Consider the following 2,375-nt stretch of genomic DNA (forward strand, 5'->3'; position numbering starts at 1 on the left):
TGTTGTATTTTGCAATAGAAAAGTGCAGGAAAATGCAAAGAAAAGTGCAGAGGTTTGTCACCCAGAATACTTCTCTTTATTTTCTTTTAGATAATGCGTTGGTTAAGCGGTAACTCTCTCCTTGATAAGAGATGATATGGGCATGGTGAATCAGTCGATCCACCAATGCAGCGGTCAATCTAGAGTCTACAAATATTCTGTTCCATTGACTGAACTCTAAGTTTGACGTGATGATTAAACTCTTCTGCTCGTAGAATTCAGAGATAAGTTGGAATAATAGCTCAGAGCCCTCTTTACTAAACGGCAGGTAGCCCATTTCATCCAGGATGATTAAATCTACCTTCTCCAATTTCTTACGAAATGCTGATAGCTTATTCAACCTTAAGGCTTGCTCCAACTCTTCTACTAAATGAGCTACACGGTAAAAACGGACTTCATAGCCACTTTCACAAGCTTTCCTTCCCAATCCCGTCGCTAGATGGGTTTTCCCAGTTCCTGGAGACCCTACTAATACAACGTTTTCTCCTTTTTCAATAAAACTCAAACTACATATTTCCTCTTTAGACGTATGAGCTGGAAACCTAATTTGTTCTGTCCATTCATAGGTATGAAGATTCTTTTTATCCAAAAACTTGGCCTTTTTTATTAATCTGATAGATTTTGTTTGTTCTCTTAACTTATGCTCCTCGTCAAATAAGTCATTAAGATATTGCTCCTTATTCTCAAATGGGATTTGATCATATATTTCTGCTATATGGGCTAAACGTAGAGACTTGCACTTACTTCGTAACTGATCACTCATTTGCCCACCTCCTCAATTGGAGTGAGGGCGTCATATTGATTCCAATCCACTTCATAAGGATTGCTATCGCCGTTTAAACGTTCTTTCTCAATCAAGTCATAAAACTCTTCATTGATTCGTTTCATATCGTAAGTAACTAACAAGGTAGAGAGGGACTCTAAACGTTTACGACGAATAAGCAGGTTGTCTGTTAGTAGAAATTCCTTTACTCTTCCAGGAAGGTAGTCGCAATATCGCGAATAGTTTAGAACCCTTGGTTTATGAATCCATGTTTTTATAATGGAATGCCATGGGAGTGCTTTTCGCTTGTTCATGTAAGGACGGAAGTCCTCCAACAGAATTTCACCGTCTGGTGAAACAACTTTATATTGATTCCAGCTAAGGATTAAGTGTAATTGACTGTAGTTATAAGCACGCGGGACATGTATAAGGGAATTGTCAATTTTCACTTCACTGTATTTATTTACCTTTGCCAAGTCTTTTTTGAATACTGGGTATGCCCTTGCGGGCAAAGCTAGTAAGTACTTAGTTTCTTGCTCCCATAGCTCCTGGATTAGAACTTCTTTCTCATAGTGCAGCCTTTTACGATCTTCATGCAGTTGCTCCTTCAACTTCAAGGTTAGATCTTCAAAGCCCTTCATCACTGGTGCCTTGGTGAAAAAGTTGTATCGAATATAGCCCACCTTATTTTCTACATTCCCTTTCTCATGGCCACTTCTAGGATTACAAACCTGAACTTCAAATCCATAATGATTCTGAAATTGCATAAATTCATCTGTTAGTTTTGCTTCTTCCATTTTTGATCGGGTTTGTTTTACTGCAGGTGTTAGGTTGTCAATTCTTATTGATGTTGGCACTCCACTTGCTTGAATGAACAGCTGTTGCAGTCCATACAAAAAACATTCTTGATTCTCAGATGGCAGAGGTACGGCGAAGCCAGTGTTGCTATAGGGCATAGACATGATTAGTGCTCTAACATCTACTAAGTCCCCGTCTTGAACAGCTTCCATTACTCCAAAGTCTACCTGTGCCTCACCCGGAGGGTGTGTTAGTCTTTCATGTCCTTTATCCTTTTCTTCTTGATGACTGCTCTTCCACTCTTTTATAAAATTGCATACTGTTCGATAGGAGCCGGTAAATCCGTATTTCACTAATTCGTTATGTAGCTCTTTATTTGTCCTTCTAGATTTTCGTTTCAATCGTTGATCTTCAAATAACCAATCAGCGACCATTTCTCCCCATTCTTCCTCATACATCATTCCTTTTCTAGCTCTGAAGGTTTCTTGAGGTATCTGGTCTTCATCTGCATATTTCTTTGCAGTGCGCCAGTTAACCCCTATTATTTTCTGTATTTGGGAGATTGATAGACCTTTGTTGTTCCTCAAATTTTTGATACAATTAACATCAGACATTGCTAGCATCCTTCCATTACCTCCACGTATTGATTCGACACCAATTACGTTAGAGGGACTTGGGGTGACTGGCAAGTCTTTTTTTATGCCCTTATTAAAATAAGTGCAGGACTCTGCATTTTTCTGTTGCAAAGGTCTGCACTTCTATTTTGCAATAAACA

Annotated in this window: 2 protein-coding genes; both read right to left on the reverse strand. The window is 38.9% G+C overall.

Going from position 1 to position 2,375, the window contains the following annotated elements:
- Positions 1 to 76 precede the first annotated feature (76 nt).
- Positions 77 to 802, reverse strand: a complete 726-nt coding sequence (gene istB, locus JI666_RS20815; RefSeq protein ID WP_206895001.1) for an IS21-like element helper ATPase IstB — start codon at positions 800 to 802, stop codon at positions 77 to 79.
- Positions 799 to 2,214 (reverse strand): IS21 family transposase, encoded by a 1,416-nt coding sequence (istA, locus tag JI666_RS20820; RefSeq protein ID WP_349769370.1) that lies wholly within the window; start codon positions 2,212 to 2,214, stop codon positions 799 to 801. The genes istB and istA overlap by 4 nt, the downstream gene beginning before the upstream one ends.
- Positions 2,215 to 2,375 lie beyond the last annotated feature (161 nt).

The sequence above is a fragment of the Bacillus sp. NTK071 genome (genome assembly GCF_017303315.1).
Lineage (GTDB): Bacteria > Bacillota > Bacilli > Bacillales > Guptibacillaceae > Guptibacillus.

Bases quoted from the DNA above. Each gene is read 5' to 3' on its own strand.
- istA (WP_349769370.1), bottom strand. From the start codon at position 2,214: ATGTCTGATGTTAATTGTATCAAAAATTTGAGGAACAACAAAGGTCTA.
- istB (WP_206895001.1), bottom strand. From the start codon at position 802: ATGAGTGATCAGTTACGAAGTAAGTGCAAGTCTCTACGTTTAGCCCAT.